Raw genomic sequence first — 15,797 nt, 5'->3', positions numbered from 1 at the left:
CGAGCGGCCCGGGCTGGCCCGTCACGACACCGTCGCGGCGGCCTCCGTCCGGGTGGTGGTGACGCGGCGGCGGCGCACCGGGTACGGGATCGGGTGGGAGATGCTCCAGGCGGCGCCCCTGCACACGACCTCCTTGTAGCGGGCCGCCAACCGTCCGGTGAGCAGGGACGGCTTGGCCCGGTCGTCGGCGGTCACGTACTGGATGATGCCGTCGCGGCGGCCGAGGCTGATGCACTGGTTGAAGTAGCGCAGTGGGGCCTTGGGGATCTTCACCCGACCGGTCAGCCGGGCGGCGATGGCGTCGGCCGCCTGCCAGGCCATCGGGGTTCCCGAGGCGCAGGACATCCGCAGCGGCTTGCCGCCCGGCCCGTCGGCGAGTCCGGCGTCGCCGACGGCGTACACCTCGGGGTGCGAGACGGAGCGCATGGTGTCGTCGACGACGATCTGCCCGGTGGCCGCGACCGTCAGGGTCGTGGCGGCGGCGATGGGGTGGACGGCGAAGCCGGCCGTCCACACGGTCACCTGCGCCGGGATCGTCCGACCGTCGCCGGTGACGACGCCGGTCGCCTCCACCCGGGCGACGTCGGTGTGCTCGTGGACGGTGATGCCGAGCCGGGCCGCGACGCCCCGCAGGTGCTGTCGCGCCTTCCCGGTGAGCCAGTCACCGAGGCCGCCGCGGGTGGCGAGCGCGACGTCGAGGTCGGGCCGGGCCTCGGCGATCTCGGTGGCCGCTTCGAGGCCGGTGAGGCCTCCGCCGACGACGAGCACGGTCGCGCCGGCCGCGAGGTGGGCGAGGCGGTCACGCAGCCGCAGCGCCGACGGCCGGCCGGCGATGTCGTACGCGTGCTCGGCGACACCGGGCACGCCGTGGTCGGCGGCGGCGCTGCCGAGGGCGTAGACGAGCGTGTCGTACGCGATCTCGTCGGCGCCGCGCTCGTCGGTCAGCGCGACGGTCCTGCGGTCGACGTCGACGGCGGTGACCCGGGCCCGTCGCACCCGCACGCCGGTGCCCGCGTACACCTGGCTCAGCTCGTGGCGCTTGAGGTCCTGGCCGGTGGCGAGCTGGTGCATGCGGACCCGCTCGACGAAGTCGGCCTCGGCGTTGACGACGGTGATCTCGATGTCGTCGGGGTGCAACCGGCGGGCGAGGCGGCCGGCGGCGATCGCTCCGGCGTAGCCGGCTCCGAGGACGACGATGCGGTGCTTCATGGCGGCACTCCTGTCTCGGCGATGGTCGCTACCTGAACCGGACAGCGACGAGATTGCTGACAGGAGCCGGCTATGACCTGGGTCACCAGACGTGCAGGAGTGGTTCGGAGTGTGCGGCGACGGACCACTGGCGGGTGACGCGTTCGAGCTTGTCGGGGTTGACCTGGACGCGGATCGCCGCGACCCCCTGGGGTGTCACCTCCAGGGACATGACGCCGACGACCTGCTGGCCGGTCACCACCACCACCGCGGGGCCGCCGTTGACGACCTCGGCGTAGAGGGCGGGGCTGCCGCCCACCAGGTTCCGCTTGACGTCGCTGGGCCGGAACAGACCGCGCAGGAACTTCGCCACCGCCAGCGCGCCGACGACCGGGGTCGTGCGGGCCGGGATCTTGCCGCCGCCGTCGCCGACGCTGGTCACGTCCCCGGTCAGCAACTCCACCAGCCGCTGAATCTGACCGCTGTTGGCCGCCGTGAGGAACTCCGTGACGATCCTCCGCGCGGCGGCGTCGTCGACCTCGGCATGCGCCCGCTCGACGGTGACGTGCTGCTTGGCACGCCGGTAGATCTGCTGGCAGTTCGACTCGCTGACGCCGAGGATCTCGGCGATCTCACCGTGCGGGTAGCCGAACGCCTCGCGCAGCACGTACACCGCGCGCTCGTTGGGTGACAGCCGCTCCATGAGGGTGAGCACCGCCATCGAGACCGATTCGCGCTGCTCGACGGTGTCGACCGGGCCGAGCATCCGGTCCCCGGCGAGGACCGGCTCGGGAAGCCACGTGCCCACGTAGGTCTCCCGCCGGGCGCGCGCCGAGGTGAGCTGGTTGAGGCACAGGTTGGTGAGCACCCTCGTCAGCCACGCCTCGGGCGTCTCGACGTGCTCCCGGTCGGCGGCCTGCCAGCGCAGGAACGTGTCCTGGACCGCGTCCTCGGCGTCGCTGGCCGAGCCCAGCAGCCGGTAGGCGATCGCCTCCAGGCGGCCCCTGGAGCGCTCGAACACCTCGACCTCATCCGGACGCAGCGGCATGGCTCGACAGTAGCCGCGTCCGTCGCGTGGCCGGCCGCCCACCGGGCGAGGCGCAGCGGGCGGTCGGAACCGGCCCGCGCCGGCGGCTTCAGCAGGCGGACCGCAGGTGGTTGTTCCGGTACCACGAGCAGATCTTCGACACGCCGGGCTTCTGCGCCAGCTGGCGGCGCAGTTGGTCCTGCCCGTCGGCCGACAGGCCGGGCGTGAACTCGACGAAGCTGGTCGGGCCCTCGTCGCCGTACCGGGTCTGCACGCCGCCCACGCTCCCGTCGCCCGGCCCGACGAGGTCGGCCACTGCGGAACCCGCGTCGGTGTGGACGACGAAGCCCACCGGCGGGGACGTCAGCGAGTCGTGCACCGCTCCGGCTGACGCCACGACCGGGACGACCACCAGCGCCGCGCCGACGAGCACCGACAGCCAGGCCCGCCACGGCGACCAGCGCGGATCCGCGGTGGTCGCCAGCAGGACCAGCAGCGCCGGCAGGATCCCGTCCGGCACGGGCCCGCAGGCCAGGACGAGCAACGGGACACCCACCGCCAGGCAGGCGTACGTGAACTGCTGCCGCCGCGCGACGAACAACGGGACCACGGTCAGCGCGACCGCGACCCACCCGATCCGGAAATGCAGGGTGTCGCCCCCGGTCTGGTACGTCCAGCCGAGACTGACCACGGAGGCCACCAGCGCGGTCACCACCAGGATGCGCTGCCACGCGTGGACCCTGTGCACCGTCGACGTCCGGATCATCGTCACGGCGGCAGTGTGCCAACCCGGCGCAACGAGGCGCTGCACACCTGCGCCACGGGCGGCTGTCGTATCGTGCGGACATGACACACCCGGTGTGGGCGGACGCCGATGCGTACGAGGCGTACGTGGGTCGGTGGAGCCGCCTGGTCGCGGGCGATTTCGTACGCGGACTGGCCGTGGCACCCGGGCGGCACTGGCTGGACGTGGGCTGCGGCACCGGCGCGTTGACCTCGACGGTCCTCGGCGAGGCCGATCCCGCCCGGATCACCGGCATCGACCCCTCGGCGGGCTTCATCGCTCAGGCGCGTGCCCGCGTCCAGGATGCGTGCGCGAGCTTCCACGTCGGTGACGCCCGCGCTCTGCCGGTGGCCGACCGTGCCGTCGACGTGGTGGTCAGCGGGCTGACGCTCAACTTCGTGCCCGAGCCGGCGCGGGCGGTGGCCGAGTTCGCCCGGGTCGTCCGGCCGGCGGGGGTGGTGTCCGCCTACGTGTGGGACTACACGGAGGGCATGGCGATGATGCGGCACTTCTGGGCCGCCGTCGCCCACCTCGACCCGGCCGCGGCGGGGCGGGACGAGGCGAGTCGCTTCAGCGTGTGCCGGCCCGACCCCTTGCGGGAGCTGTGGGTGGACGCCGGCCTGCGGGACGTGTCGGTCCGGCCGGTGGACGTGCCGACGGTGTTCGCCGACTTCGACGACTACTGGCGGCCGTTCCTCGGCGGGCAGGGCAGCGCCCCGTCGTACGTCACCTCGCTTGACGAGCCGCAACGGGCGGCGTTGCGGGACCTGTTGGCCGCCCAGTTGCCGATCGAGCCGGACGGCTCGATCCGGCTCACCGCGCGGGCCTGGGCCGTGGCGGGCACGGCGCCGTGACGGGGACGGGTCAGGCCGGCTGCATGAGGCCGGCGCGACAGGCGAAGGACACCACCTGTCGTCGGCTCGCGGCACGCCGGTAGTCCAGCACAGCGCGCTGTCGGCGAGCTTCCGATCGGCTGTCCCGCGCCCGGCGCGGCCCGACACCAGGGCGTATGTCGCTAACCGGACAAGACGGTAAAGCCCCTGGTAGAGCACGCTTAGGGCAGGCGAGAAGGCGGACGGATGTCGGGCCACATCCCAGTCCTCCGGCCCACCGCGGACAGCATCGTCCGCGTCGGTGCCGCCCTCACCCAGCCCGGCCCCGCCCCGGCGGGCACGGCACAGCCGCCGGCCCGACCACCCGTACGGCTCGGCCGCCCACACCGCTGCGGGCGCCAGCGGCGGTGGCCATCGCCCACCGCCGGCGACGCCGCCCACCGGCCGCGCCACCGCTTCGTGCCCCACCAGCCTTCACGCATCGTGGATTCCGCCTGGTCCGGCGTCGCTCATCCGCGCGTCCGCCCCGGCGACCTCATCAGAGAGGCCCTGACATGGCGGCTCCTACCGCGACCGCAGCCCTGAACGCGTCCGTCTTCGCGCCGGGTGACCAGATGCTGCTGACCGTCACGTACTCCGACGCCGACACCAAACCGCTGACCGTCACCATCGTGGTCACCGACGCGCAGGGCAACAGCAGCGCGCCGGTCAAGGTCACCGCGGTCATCGATCCGCTGGCCGTGACCGTGACCGACAACTCCGGGCGTACCTGGTCCCGGGTCTCCGACAACGGCTCAGTTGCCGTGTACCGGGCGGTGGCGTGATGCCCCGGGTCACCGTCCAGGTTCGCGACGCGGCCGGCAACACCGCGACGGCCGGCGTCGACTACAGCCTGCGCCAGCCGGTCCTCGGGGGCTACTACCTGTCCGGAGGCGCCGACCCGACGGCCGACATGGCCGGTGGCAACTTCCGCTCGCTGACCCAGTACCGCAGCTTCGCCGACGGGTACATCTTTCCCGGCTACAACCGGCCCTGGCTCATCAACCTGGGCAAGGCCGGGATGCAGATCAACATGGTCCTTGAGCTGAAGCACTACGGCGCTCCGAACGCCGGGCCGCAGACCTTCACGGTGGACGGCGTCACCTACACCGTGCCGGCGCCGTCGATGACCATCCAGCAGCGTCCCGGCACCACCTGGCCGAAGGCGTACGGGTACACCCAGGTGCTCAACGGCCAGTGCGACGGGTTGTTCGCGCGTGCCCTGTCCCAGTACCGGGCGCTCGGTTTCGGGGTGAACATCCAGCTCGCGTCCGAGTTGGACACGGACCACGAGTTCGGCACGACCGAGGCTGGCAAGGCGTACACCTGGGCCGAGTCCGACTCGCGGGCGGTGCAGGCCGTGACCTACATCGTCACCTGGTTCAAGTCCCGCACGTTGCCCGCCGGGACGACCTTCTCGGTCGGGTTGGGCGGCTTCGACCGGGCGTGTTTTCAGCGCACCCACCCGGAGTCGCTGATGTCGCGGCTCGACTACCTACAGTGGAACGCCTACGCGACAGCCGTCGGCCAGACCGCGCTGGCCCGCTTCCGCCGGACGAAGGACTGGGCGGTGGCGGATCTCGGCCCGGTGGCGCTGTCCCGGCCGGTGATCATCACGGAGTACGGGGTGCGGTCGGCCCAGATCCCGGACCAGGCGGCCTGGATCGCGACAGTTCCCGCGGCGATCGCCCAGCTCAACGCCGAGCGTGGGCCCCGCATCGCGCGGACCAACTACTTCAACTCCGGGTGGGGCACCCTGTCGCCGAAGTCGGCCGGGTTGGCCGCGCTGCGCACCGCGTACGCCACCCGGCCGTACGTCTGACCGGGGCCCTCGGTCACTCGGCTTCGAACCGCTCGGCGTACGTGTCGCGCAGCTCGGCCCAGCCGAAGTCCTTGGCCTCGGCCCCCCGGATCGGGCCGACCGGGTCGCCGTCGAGCAGCCGGTCGGCCACGTCGAGGCAGAGGTGCCAGCCGGCGGCGACCATCGGCAGCATGCCCCGCTCGGCGATGGTGTGCCGCAGGGTGAGCCGGGTGCCGGCGCCCAGTGGGGTCAGCTCCCAGCGCAGCAGGTCGTCGCCCCAGGTGTACTCCAGCAGGTGGGGCGGCTCGGCCCGTCGTACCGTCGCCGGTTGCTCCTGGGTGGTCTCGCCGTCGACGAGGGTGAGCACGGCGGCGCCGGGGTCACCGAGGTTCCGGTCGGCGAGGAACGGGGCCCACTGGGCGAGTTGGGTCGGGTCGGTCAGCGCCGCCCACACGGTGGCCGGCGGCTGCCGTAGGTCACGGACGAAGACCAGGATGGCGCCGCCGTCGGTGGGCTCGGCGCGCACCTCGGCGGGTGGGCTCGGGCGGAATGCGTCGCGGTTCATTCACTGCTCCTGACTGTCGAGGTGCCGTTGCAGGGCGTCCAGGTGCCGGGTCCAGAGCCGGCGGTACGGGTCGAGCCAGCCGTCCACCGCTCGCAGCGGGCCCGGCTCGAGGCGGTAGATCCGCTGCCGGGCCGCGGTCCGGCAGGAGACGAAGCCGGCCTCGCGGAGCACCCGCAGGTGTTTGGAGACGGCCGGCTGGCTGACACCGAGCCCGTCGACCAGCTCGCCCACACTGCGGTCGGCGTCGAGGAGCGCGTCGAGGATCCGGCGTCGGGTGGGCTCGGCGAGGACGGTGAAGGCGTCGGTGGACACCGACCCAATATGCCTACTCAGTTATATGTCTGTCAAGGTATATGACGAGGACGGGCGGTGCCCGGTGCGGCTACCTATGCTCGGACCATGGAACTGCGGATCTTCACCGAGCCCCAGCAGGGCGCCAGCTACGACCAGTTGCTCGCGGTGGCCCGCCGCGCCGAAGATGACGGCTTCGGCGCGTTCTTCCGGTCCGACCACTACCTCAGGATGGGCGCGGGGAGCGGCGATCCCGGCCCCACCGACGCGTGGACCACGCTGGCCGGCCTGGCCCGCGACACCAGCCGCATCCGGCTCGGCACGCTGATGACCGCCGCCACCTTCCGGCTGCCCGGCCCGCTGGCGATCACCGTGGCGCAGGTCGACCAGATGAGCGGCGGCCGGGTGGAGCTGGGCATCGGCACCGGCTGGTACGCCGACGAACACACCGCGTACGGCATTCCGTTCCCGGACCTGGGCGAGCGGTTCGACCGGCTCCAGGAGCAGCTCGCGGTCATCACCGGGCTGTGGTCCACCCCGGCCGGGCAGCGGTTCAGCCACGCTGGCCGGTACTACCCGGTCAGCGACTCCCCGGCCCTGCCCAAGCCGGTGCAGCAGCCCCGCCTGCCGATCCTGCTCGGCGGGATGGGTCCGAAGCGCACGCCCCGGCTGGCCGCCCGCTACGCCGACGAGTTCAACCTGCCGTTCGCCTCGCCGGCGGACTCGGCGGCGCAGTTCGAGCGGGTCCGCGCGGCGTGCGCCGAGATCGGTCGGGACCCGGGTGACCTGGTCTGGTCCAACGCCCTGGTGCTGTGCTGCGGGCGCAACGACGCCGAGGTCGCCCGCCGGGCCGCCGCCATCGGCCGCGAGCCCGACGAGCTGCGGGCCAACGGTCTCGCCGGCACGCCCGACGAGGTCCTGGACACCATCGGCCGGTACGCGAAGATCGGCAGCCAGCGGCTCTACCTCCAGGTGCTCGACCTGACCGACCTGGACCACCTCGACCTGGTCGCGACCGAGGTGATGGCGAACCTGTAGGTCGTCAGGCGCGGTGCTGCGCGTGCTGGCCCGGGTCGTGCAGCACCGTGTCCAACCGGCCGTCGCGGTCGCTGTCCACATAGGTGATGTCCGGTACGCCGTCGCCGTCCACATCGATCTGGACGACGTCGGCGACGCCGTCCCCGTCGAGGTCGGTGACCACCTCGACCGACCCGTCCAGGTGGCGCGTCACGATCGACTGCGGCCCGGCGGCGGGTTCGCGCGGCGGCGGACCGGGCGACGGTACGGGCGTCGGCGCGGGCGCGGGGGCGGGTGTCGGACGGGGGCCGGGCGTGGGCGACGGGTGGCTCGACAACCGGGCGCCCGGCGGGGCGCTGGCCGGCTCGACAGCGCTGCCGGTCGGGTCCAGCTCCTCCTCCGACGGGAACACGTCGCCCCGCAGGGCCGGATCACGGTAGCTGCTCATGGGCGTAGGGTTCCCCGACGATGGCGAGAACAACCGTGCCCGATCGTCCGGTGTCCGTGGCGCCCGGTCTGTCAGAGGATGCGGGGACCGACGCCACGGTCATGAACGGGGGTCCGAGCGTGGAGCTGCGCCGGAGCCGGGGGGCCCGGGTGCTCGCCCTGGTGTGCGTACTCGGTGGGGTGCTCCTGTTGGTCTACCCCAGCGACGGCGCCCTGCTACGGACGATCGTCGCCGTGGGTGCGATCGCGCTCGGCGCGGTGGCGCTGGTCAGCGCGATGCGGCCGTTCCGCTTCGGGATCACCCCGGAAGGGCTCAGCATCCGGCGGCCCGGCCTGCGCCGGGAGATCCGGTGGGCCGAGGTCGACGCGCTGGTCCTCGACGAGCCGCCCCGCCGCGACGGCTACTCGACACCGCCGCGCCTGCTGCTGGTGCCCGCCCCGGGTGTGACGTTCGAGCCGGTCACCGCCCGCCACCCGATCGACGGCCGGCCGGCCATCGAGCTGCTCGTCTTCGACCAGGTCCGGGAGCAACCCGAGCAGGTGGCCGAGGCGCTGGCGAGCTGCGCCGGGGACCGCTTCGTCGACCTGGTCGCTCTGCGCCGCGCCGCCTTCGCGGCCCCGGAGCTCCCGGTCGGCCTGCGTGGCTATCAGATGGATCGGGTCGACCGGTTGATCCGACGCGGCCAGGACGCCCTGATGTCCGGGGACGCGGCGACCCGGCAGGCGGCCCGGGGCGAGATCGAACGCGCCACGGCCGCCGGTCTGCCGATCGCCCAACGCGGTTACCACACGTTCCAGACGGATACGGTTCTGGACGCCCTCATCGCCGCATTGGCCGACCACCAGTCCACCGATCGGGAGACCGCCCCATGACCGCGCAGGGACAGCACCTGACGTCGAGCAGCGACGTGCCACGCCGCAACTGGGCCGGCAACGTGCGCTACGCCGCGCGGGAGTTCCACAGCCCCACCACCGTCGACGAGGTGCGCCGGCTGGTCGCCGGCAGCTCCCGGATCCGCGCGGTGGGCACCGGACACTCCTTCAACCGCCTCGGCGACACCACCGGGGACCTGGTCTCGCTCGCCGGCCTGCCCCCGACGATCGAGGTCGACCGCGAGCGCGGGCGGGTCACCGTCGCCGGCGCGCTGCGCTACGGCGACCTCGCCGGACACCTGCACACCCAGGGGTACGCGCTGGCCAACCTCGCCTCGCTGCCGCACATCTCGGTCGCCGGCGCGGTGGCCACCGCCACCCACGGCTCCGGCCCCACCCACGGCAACCTGGCCACCTCGGTCGCCGCCCTGGAGCTGGTCACCGCCGATGGGGACCTGACGCACGTGGACCGCGACACCGACGGCGACACGTTCGCCGGCATGGTGGTCGGGCTCGGCGCGCTCGGCCTGGTCACCCGGGTCACCCTGGATTTGGTGCCGGCGTTCGAGCTGCGCCAGTACGTGCGCCTCGACCTGCCCGTCGAGGCGCTGGACGAGGCGCTCGACTCGGCGTACAGCGTGAGCGTGTTCACCGACTGGCGTACCCCGCGCCTGCGGGAGGTGTGGCGCAAACAGCTCGCGAACCAGCCGCCGCCGGAAGCGGACTGGCTCGGCACCACGGCCGCCGACCAGCCGCGACACCCGGTGCTCGGCATGCCGGCGGAGAACTGCACCCCACAGCTCGGCGTGCCGGGCCCGTGGCACGAGCGGTTGCCGCACTTCAAGCTCGGCTTCACCCCGAGCAGCGGTGACGAACTCCAGTCCGAGTACCACCTGCCGCGTACGGCGGCGGCCGGGGCGCTCGCCGCGCTGGCCGAGGTGGCGCACCTGATCGCCCCGGTGTTGCACGTGTGCGAGCTGCGCACGGTCGCCGCCGATGAGCTGTGGCTCAGCCCGAACCACAGGCGGGACAGCTTCGTGGTCCACTTCACCTGGGTCGACGACGTCGACGCGGTGCTGCCGGTGCTGGCCGAGGTGGAGGACCGCCTGGCGCCGTTCGCGCCCCGTCCGCACTGGGGCAAGGTCTTCGTCACCGCCCCGACCGAGCTGGCCGCCCGCTACCCCCGCCACGCCGACTTCGCCGCCCTGCTGACCCGCCTGGACCCGACCGGCACGTTCCGCACCGACCTGCTGGACCGCTACTTCCCCCGCTGACCACCCGGCCGCCCACCCCGGTGATCATGAAGTTATTGCCTCTCGGCCCGGCGTGTCGGCGCAATAACTTCATGATCAGCGGGACGGGGTGGGGGTGCGCAGGGGTGCGCGTTGGACGGCGCGGGCGATGTCGCTGGGGGAGACGATGCCCGCTAGACGGCCGTCGTCGCTCACCACCAGGGCGCGACCGTCGGCGCACTCGTTGAGCCGGGGAAGCAGGTCGTTGAGCTGTTCACCCGGCCGGGCGAGCACCAGATCGTCGGCCCGGCAGGCCACCTCGGCCAGCGTGGTCGACGCGCGCCGCTCGGCCGGTACGCCCCGCACCCGGTCCACGGTGACCAGGCCGGTCGGTCGGCCATCCTCGGTCAGCGGCAGCGCCGAGTGCCGGTACGCGAAGAGGTAGTGGTCCACGAAGTCGGCGACCGTCATGTCCGCCGACGCGGTCTGCGGCTGCGGCGTCATCACGTCGGCGACCCGGATTCCGCGCAGCGCGGTTCCGGTGCGGGCCTGCCGCTCCTCCACTCCGGCGGCGCCGATCAGGAACCAGCCGATCAGCACCAACCAGAGGCCGCCGAAGCCGACGCCGGACAGGAACCGCCACAACCCGAGGCCGATGAGCAGCGCGCCGAGCACCCAGCCGGCCCGGGCGGCCACCACCGAGGCTCGACTCCGGTCGCCGGTGACCTTCCACACCGCCGCGCGCAGCAGCCGACCACCGTCCAGCGGCGCGGCCGGCAGCACGTTGAAGATCGCCAGCAGTACGTTGATGCCGGCCAGCCACGCGATCGCGCCGAAGAGCAGCCCACCCTGCCCGGCCAGGGCGATCAGCAACGCGATGGCACCGAAGAACGCCCCGAGCAGCAGACTGACCAGCGGGCCGACGCCGGCGATCCGCAGCTCCGCGCCGGGGTCGCGCGGCTCGCCCCGCAACTCGGCCACCCCGCCGAACAGCCAGAGCGTGATGCTCTCGACGGTCAGCCCGTTGCGCTTGGCCACCACGGCGTGCGACACCTCGTGGGCGAGCAGGCCGACGAAGAAGACCACCGCCGCGGCCAGACCGGCGAGGGTGTACGCCACGGGCGAGCGGTCCGGGTACGAGCGGGGGAACTGGTTCGCGGCCAGCGCCCACGCGATCAGCGCGAAGATGACCAGAACGCTCCAGTTGACCCCGACCGGCACCCCCGCGATCCGTCCGAGCCGGAAACTTGCCCTCATCCCGGGCTGATACCCCTACTTAGCCTGCCCATGCCAGTCGACGAGGTGGCGTCTCGGTGGGTGTGATCCGTCGACCGTGCCGAGCGAACATCTGTACAAATTCCGTCCGGCCGCGCTCCACCACCCTTAGTCAAGGGTGGTTGACCAGATGCACTGTGTGCGCGAGCGGTGGTCTCCGCTGATCAAGCGCCGAAACGGTAAAGTGCCCAGACTGAGCCGGAACATCGACGGCCAGGGCGGAAGGGTCGGCGCATGCGGGAGGATTCACCGCGCTGGGAGCAGATCAACTCCAGCTCGTACATCTGGGAGCAGGACGGGCTGCGCGAATTGGCCGGTTACCTGCCCGACGCCGACCCGTACCACGTCTGGACGAACGTCGAGTTCGTCGGCGCCGACGGCTCGATCAACGAGGTCGACGCCCTGGTGTTGACCCCGAGCGGGCTATACGTGCTGGAGCTGAAGCACTGGCAGGGGGAAATCCGCGGTGACGGCACCCAGTGGCTGCGCCGGGTGCCGAATTCTCGACTGATCCCCGAAGACAACCCGTACATTCTGGCCAATCGGAAGGCGAAGCGGCTGGCCAGCCTGATCCGCTACTACGCCAAGCAACACGGACGGCAGCGCGAGACGCCCTATGTCGGGGCGGCGGTCTTCCTGCACGCGAAGGCGATGCGGGCCGACCTCGACGCGATCGGCAGCCAGCACATCTACGGGCTGGAGCAGCACGACTCCGGGCTGCCCGGCCTGAAGAAGCTGCTGCTCGCCCTGCCGCGAAACCCGGACCATCTGGTGGACGAGGCGCGCGGCCGCGACATCGTCGAGCTGGTGCGCGGCGCGAAGATCCGGCCGTCGGTGGCGGACCGCAAGGTTGGCCAACTGTTGCTGCACCCGAAGCCGTTCGCCGAGGGTCTCGGCTGGCAGGACTTCCTCGCCGGGCACGCGCTGGACACCTCGCTGGTGCGTCGGGTGCGGTTCTACCTGACTAGCCGGGCCGCCGAGCATGAGGTTCCGGCGATCCGCAAGGCGGCGGAGCGGGAGTTCCGCCTGCTGCAGGGCATCCATCATCCGGGCGTGGCCCGGGCGCACGATCTGGTCGAGCATTCCTGGGGCCCGGCGGTCGTCTTCGACCACCAACCGGACTGGGTACGCCTCGACCAGTGGCTGCTGCGCCGCGGCGACGCGTTGACCCTGGCCCAGCGACTGCAACTGGTGCAGGATCTCGCCGAGATCATCGACTACGCGCACTCCCGCCGGCTGGCCCACCGGGCGCTCTCGCCCCGGGCGATCTACGTCGGTAATCCGGACGGGCCACGCCCCACGCTGGTGGTCACCGACTGGCAGACCGGCGGCCGGTTGGCCGGCACAACCCAGCTCACCCGACTGGGCCCGTCGAGCGACCCGGCCAGCCTGGAGCTGTTCTTCGACGACGAGGTCCGTCGCTACCAGGCGCCGGAGGCTGAGAACGCCACCCGGCTGCCGGGCCACCAGCTCGACGTGTTCTCTCTCGGCGCGCTGGCGTACCGGATCTTCGCCGGTGCGGTGCCGGCCGCCACGCCGGAGGAACTCGTCAACGCGGTACGCGACAGTGGCCTGCACCTCGATGCCGCGGTCGACGGCATGCCGCACACGCTGGTCACCTTGGTCTACGACGCGACCCGGGGCGATCCGGCGCAACGGCTGCCCAGCGTCTCCCGGTTCCACAAGGACCTGGAGAAGGTCTGGGAGGAGCTGACCGCGCCGGAGCCCGAGCCGGTTGCCGACCCGCTCTCCGCCCACCGGGGTGACGTGCTCGACGGCGGCCTGGAGGTGAAGGACCGGCTCGGCTCCGGTGCCACGGCCGTCGCCTTCCTGGTCACTCGCGACGGGGAGTCGCGTGACCTGGTGCTGAAGGTTGCCCGCGACGAGCAGCACGAGGAACGGCTGACGGCGGAGGCGCGTACCCTCGCGGGGTTGAAGCACCCCCAGGTGGCCGCGCTGGTCGACGGCCCGGTGCGGGTCGGCGGCCGGACCGCGCTGCTGATGGAGAGTGCCGGGCAGCGGACCCTCGCCGAGGAGCTGCGCGGCGGCCGGCTGGCGCTGGACCTGCTGGAGCGGTACGGCCGGGACCTGCTCGACATCGTCAACTACCTGGACGGCCAGGGTGTCTGGCACCGGGATCTGAAGCCGGCGAACCTGGCGGCCCGACCGCGGCCGAAGGACAAGCAGCCGCACCTGTGCGTCTTTGACTTCTCGCTCTCGTCCGCCCCCGCCGACCAGCTCGGCGCGGGCACTGTCGGCTACCTCGATCCGTTTCTCGGTCCGCCGCGCCGGCTGCGTTACGACGCGGCGGCCGAGCGGTTCGCGGCGGCCGTCGTGCTCTACGAGATGGCGACGGGCGTGCTGCCCCGCTGGGGTGACAACGCCAACCCGGCCGTGGTCAGCGACGAGGTGGCCCTCGACCCGGCGGTGTTCGACCCGGCGGTTGCGGACCGGTTGGTGGAGTTCTTCGGCCGGGCGTTGGCGAGGGACGCGGCGGCCCGGTTCGACACGGTCGACGAGATGACCGACGCCTGGCGGGCCATCTTCCAGCAGGTCCCGCAGCCGGCGGTGACTCCGGTCGGCCCGCTGCCAGCGGCCGTGGGATTGACTCGCGAGTCACCGCTGGAGGTCACCGAGCTGACCGCTCGGGCCCGCTCGGCGCTGCAACGACTCGGCCTGCACACTGTCGGCGAGCTACTGGACGTCGAGCTGTCGGCGCTGACCCGGGCCAAGGGAGTGCCGGACGCGACCCGCAAAGAGATCATCGCCCAGGCGCGGGCGCTGCGCGCCGTGCTGCCCGGCGGCAGCGAGTCGCCCGCCGTCGACGAGCAGCCCCTGGCGCAGGGCGTGGAGGCACTCTGCGCGACCCTGCTTCCCGCCTCGACCTCCCGCAACCACCGGACGCTGGCCGTGCTGCTCGGGCAGACGCCCACCGACGACGGTGAGTTCCTGTGCTGGCCGGCACAGAGTGAGGCGGCCCGGGCCATCGGCCGGAGTCAGCCCCAGATCTCCAAGCTGCTCGCTGCCCAGGCCAAGAACTGGCTGGGTGAGCCGGCGCTGGAGGCGGTGCGCAACGAGATCGTGGCACTGCTCGACGCGCGCGGCGCGGTGATGTCCGCCGAGGAGTTGGCCCAGGCGCTGATCGCCGCCCGCGGCTCGTACACCCCCGCGCCGAAGCGGCTGCCACAGGCGATCGGGCTGGTCCGCGCCGCCGTCGAGGCCGAGCTGAGCACCGGCGGGGACGCCCGGGTGGCCATCCACCGGTTCCGCGCCTCCGGCACCGTCCTGGTCGGCCGGGAACCGGACGATCCGGCGTCCGACGTCACCGCCGCCGACTTCCTGGGGTACGTGGTGGAGCTGGGCAGCCGTGCCGCCGAGTTGGCTGTCGCCGACCCGCTGCCGACCCGGCAGCGCGCTGTCGAGGAGCTACGCCGACTGTCCTTGCCGGCCGGCATGCCGGCGGTGGCCGACCTGCGGCTGCTGCAACTTGCCGCAGTCGGGAGCAACGATCGGGTCGATGTCAACGCGCAGGGGCAGCTCTATCCGGTGGGCATGTCGGCCGAGCGCGCGCTGCGGTTGTCGGTCGGTGGCCTGATCGGCCAGCGGCTGGGGCCGCAGCAGATCCGTGACCGGGTGCACAGCCGATTCCCTCGCGCGGAGCGCGTGCCGGATCGGCCCGCCCTGACCGACCTGCTCGCGGCGGCCGAGGTGCCGCTGACCTGGCACCCACAGGACCGGTTGTACGGGCCGGCGAGCACGCCTGCGTCGGTGACCGGCACCCGCCTGGCCACCACCCACGCGCCGCTGCTCGGGCTGACCGCCGCCGACGAGGTGGGCGAGAAGCTCGCCGCGGCCATCGACCGGCGAGCCTTCCTGGCGGTGCTGGCACCCCTGCGCAGGCTGGTTTCGGCCCGTCGGGCGCTGCTGGCCCGGCTGCCGCTGACCGAAGTGGACGTCACCGCGATCCTGCTGGACCGGCTGCGCGCGCTGGGCTTCCCCTGGGAGGCGATCGTGGCGGCCGACAACAGCTCACCCCTGGACGCCGACTTCCGCAGCCTGGTGGACCTGGTCCGGCATCAGGTGGTGCCGGCGGTCAACGAAGCGATCGCCGCCGCCGACCGACCGGTGTTGATCACCGAGGCGGCGCCGCTGGCCCGCTACGGGCAGCTCGGGCTGCTCCAGGAGATGGCCGACCCGACCCGACCTCGACCGGCCGCCCGGCTGCTGCTGGTGCCGGCTCGTCGACCTGACCCGGCGGTGCTGGACGGGGTGCAGTTGCCGCTCACCTCCCCGGCCAGCCAGTCGCTGTGGCTCGCCGACGACTGGATCGAGTCGTCGGGCCGGGCGGCATCGCCGACGAGTTGAGAGGGAGACGCTCGGCGCGGTGACGCTTCGTCTGTCGCGTGGCGGCTATCGTTGCTGGGC

Annotated in this window: 14 protein-coding genes; 7 read left to right on the top strand and 7 right to left on the bottom strand. The window is 72.6% G+C overall.

The annotated features are described in order from the left end of the window. Positions 1–21 precede the first annotated feature (21 nt). From ABZT87_RS11565 to ABZT87_RS11555, 3 genes are all read right to left on the bottom strand, one after another. Positions 22–1,209, bottom strand: coding sequence for an FAD-dependent oxidoreductase (locus ABZT87_RS11565; RefSeq protein WP_354856300.1), 1,188 nt, complete (start codon positions 1,207–1,209; stop codon positions 22–24). Between the two features lie 82 nt (positions 1,210–1,291). Then, positions 1,292–2,236 carry an RNA polymerase sigma-70 factor gene (locus tag ABZT87_RS11560; RefSeq protein WP_355135220.1) on the bottom strand — a complete coding sequence of 315 codons (945 nt, stop codon included), beginning with the start codon at positions 2,234–2,236 and terminating at the stop codon, positions 1,292–1,294. Positions 2,237–2,324: 88 nt separating this feature from the next. Continuing rightward, a complete protein-coding gene (locus ABZT87_RS11555) occupies positions 2,325–2,987 on the bottom strand; it encodes a hypothetical protein (protein WP_355135218.1) in 663 nt (220 codons plus the stop codon). A 74-nt stretch (positions 2,988–3,061) separates the two neighbouring features. On the opposite strand from ABZT87_RS11555, the gene ABZT87_RS11550 reads away from it, so the two are divergent. The 3 genes from ABZT87_RS11550 (at position 3,062) to ABZT87_RS11540 (ending at position 5,693) form a co-directional block, all read left to right on the top strand. Further along, positions 3,062–3,853, top strand: coding sequence for a methyltransferase domain-containing protein (locus ABZT87_RS11550; protein ID WP_355135216.1), 792 nt, complete (start codon positions 3,062–3,064; stop codon positions 3,851–3,853). Between the two features lie 533 nt (positions 3,854–4,386). After that, complete coding sequence (locus tag ABZT87_RS11545) at positions 4,387–4,656, top strand: hypothetical protein (RefSeq protein ID WP_354856293.1); 270 nt, start codon at positions 4,387–4,389, stop codon at positions 4,654–4,656. Beyond that, positions 4,656–5,693, top strand: a complete 1,038-nt coding sequence (locus ABZT87_RS11540; RefSeq protein ID WP_355135214.1) for a hypothetical protein — start codon at positions 4,656–4,658, stop codon at positions 5,691–5,693. The genes ABZT87_RS11545 and ABZT87_RS11540 overlap by 1 nt, the downstream gene beginning before the upstream one ends. A gap of 13 nt (positions 5,694–5,706) precedes the next feature. Here ABZT87_RS11540 and ABZT87_RS11535 read toward each other — a convergent pair whose 3' ends face one another. Both ABZT87_RS11535 and ABZT87_RS11530 read right to left on the bottom strand, forming a co-directional pair. After that, on the bottom strand, positions 5,707–6,237 hold the full coding sequence (locus tag ABZT87_RS11535) for an SRPBCC family protein (protein ID WP_355135212.1): 531 nt from the start codon (positions 6,235–6,237) through the stop codon (positions 5,707–5,709). After that, positions 6,238–6,549 carry a metalloregulator ArsR/SmtB family transcription factor gene (locus ABZT87_RS11530; RefSeq protein ID WP_355135210.1) on the bottom strand — a complete coding sequence of 104 codons (312 nt, stop codon included), beginning with the start codon at positions 6,547–6,549 and terminating at the stop codon, positions 6,238–6,240. Between the two features lie 87 nt (positions 6,550–6,636). On the opposite strand from ABZT87_RS11530, the gene ABZT87_RS11525 reads away from it, so the two are divergent. Beyond that, positions 6,637–7,566, top strand: a complete 930-nt coding sequence (locus tag ABZT87_RS11525; protein WP_355135208.1) for an LLM class F420-dependent oxidoreductase — start codon at positions 6,637–6,639, stop codon at positions 7,564–7,566. 4 nt (positions 7,567–7,570) lie between these two features. Here the strand turns inward: ABZT87_RS11525 and ABZT87_RS11520 are convergent, their stop codons facing one another. After that, on the bottom strand, positions 7,571–7,993 hold the full coding sequence (locus tag ABZT87_RS11520; RefSeq protein WP_355135206.1) for a hypothetical protein: 423 nt from the start codon (positions 7,991–7,993) through the stop codon (positions 7,571–7,573). Positions 7,994–8,094: 101 nt separating this feature from the next. On the opposite strand from ABZT87_RS11520, the gene ABZT87_RS11515 reads away from it, so the two are divergent. After that, positions 8,095–8,865, top strand: coding sequence for a hypothetical protein (locus ABZT87_RS11515; protein ID WP_355135204.1), 771 nt, complete (start codon positions 8,095–8,097; stop codon positions 8,863–8,865). Then, positions 8,862–10,139 carry an FAD-binding protein gene (locus tag ABZT87_RS11510; protein ID WP_355135202.1) on the top strand — a complete coding sequence of 426 codons (1,278 nt, stop codon included), beginning with the start codon at positions 8,862–8,864 and terminating at the stop codon, positions 10,137–10,139. The genes ABZT87_RS11515 and ABZT87_RS11510 overlap by 4 nt, the downstream gene beginning before the upstream one ends. Positions 10,140–10,214: 75 nt before the next feature. On the opposite strand, the gene ABZT87_RS11505 is transcribed toward ABZT87_RS11510, so the two are convergent. Then, positions 10,215–11,354, bottom strand: coding sequence for a site-2 protease family protein (locus tag ABZT87_RS11505; RefSeq protein WP_355135200.1), 1,140 nt, complete (start codon positions 11,352–11,354; stop codon positions 10,215–10,217). A 252-nt stretch (positions 11,355–11,606) separates the two neighbouring features. On the opposite strand from ABZT87_RS11505, the gene pglW reads away from it, so the two are divergent. Next, positions 11,607–15,737 carry a BREX system serine/threonine kinase PglW gene (pglW, locus tag ABZT87_RS11500; protein ID WP_355135198.1) on the top strand — a complete coding sequence of 1,377 codons (4,131 nt, stop codon included), beginning with the start codon at positions 11,607–11,609 and terminating at the stop codon, positions 15,735–15,737. Positions 15,738–15,797: the final 60 nt, after the last annotated feature.

The organism is Micromonospora sp. NPDC005237 (assembly GCF_040607775.1).
GTDB lineage: Bacteria > Actinomycetota > Actinomycetes > Mycobacteriales > Micromonosporaceae > Micromonospora.
The sequence above is the reverse complement of the archived record's forward strand: the minus strand, read 5'-3'. Positions and strand labels throughout refer to the sequence as shown.

Coding starts and splice junctions, on each gene's coding strand:
- ABZT87_RS11535 (WP_355135212.1), bottom strand. CDS start 6,237: ATGAACCGCGACGCATTCCGCCCGAGCCCACCCGCCGAGGTGCGCGCC.
- ABZT87_RS11565 (WP_354856300.1), bottom strand. CDS start 1,209: ATGAAGCACCGCATCGTCGTCCTCGGAGCCGGCTACGCCGGAGCGATC.
- ABZT87_RS11520 (WP_355135206.1), bottom strand. CDS start 7,993: ATGAGCAGCTACCGTGATCCGGCCCTGCGGGGCGACGTGTTCCCGTCG.
- ABZT87_RS11505 (WP_355135200.1), bottom strand. CDS start 11,354: ATGAGGGCAAGTTTCCGGCTCGGACGGATCGCGGGGGTGCCGGTCGGG.
- ABZT87_RS11515 (WP_355135204.1), top strand. CDS start 8,095: ATGAACGGGGGTCCGAGCGTGGAGCTGCGCCGGAGCCGGGGGGCCCGG.
- ABZT87_RS11545 (WP_354856293.1), top strand. CDS start 4,387: ATGGCGGCTCCTACCGCGACCGCAGCCCTGAACGCGTCCGTCTTCGCG.
- ABZT87_RS11560 (WP_355135220.1), bottom strand. CDS start 2,236: ATGCCGCTGCGTCCGGATGAGGTCGAGGTGTTCGAGCGCTCCAGGGGC.
- pglW (WP_355135198.1), top strand. CDS start 11,607: ATGCGGGAGGATTCACCGCGCTGGGAGCAGATCAACTCCAGCTCGTAC.
- ABZT87_RS11540 (WP_355135214.1), top strand. CDS start 4,656: ATGCCCCGGGTCACCGTCCAGGTTCGCGACGCGGCCGGCAACACCGCG.
- ABZT87_RS11550 (WP_355135216.1), top strand. CDS start 3,062: ATGACACACCCGGTGTGGGCGGACGCCGATGCGTACGAGGCGTACGTG.
- ABZT87_RS11525 (WP_355135208.1), top strand. CDS start 6,637: ATGGAACTGCGGATCTTCACCGAGCCCCAGCAGGGCGCCAGCTACGAC.
- ABZT87_RS11510 (WP_355135202.1), top strand. CDS start 8,862: ATGACCGCGCAGGGACAGCACCTGACGTCGAGCAGCGACGTGCCACGC.